Genomic DNA, 221 nt, shown 5'->3' on the forward strand with positions numbered 1-221 from the left:
TCTGTTACCGCTCGACTTGCATGTGTTAGGCCTGCCGCCAGCGTTCAATCTGAGCCATGATCAAACTCTTCAATTAAAAAGTTTTATGTCTTTCGACAGCTCAATGAATTCTGAATTTTTTAATATCTTTCGATATTGAATTGACTGTGCCGAATAATTACCGAAATAACTATTCTGTTGGTCACTCAGTTTTCAATTGAGACTCTAATTTGTTTGCCTCG

The 221-nt window shown here is 37.6% G+C and carries 1 rRNA gene; it reads right to left on the reverse strand.

What is annotated here, in order from left to right:
* A 16S ribosomal RNA gene (locus H5116_RS20210) occupies positions 1 to 76 on the reverse strand; the annotation flags it as partial.
* Positions 77 to 221 lie beyond the last annotated feature (145 nt).

This window comes from Pseudoalteromonas sp. SG45-2 (genome assembly GCF_014164115.1).
Taxonomy (GTDB): Bacteria; Pseudomonadota; Gammaproteobacteria; order Enterobacterales; family Alteromonadaceae; genus Pseudoalteromonas; species Pseudoalteromonas distincta.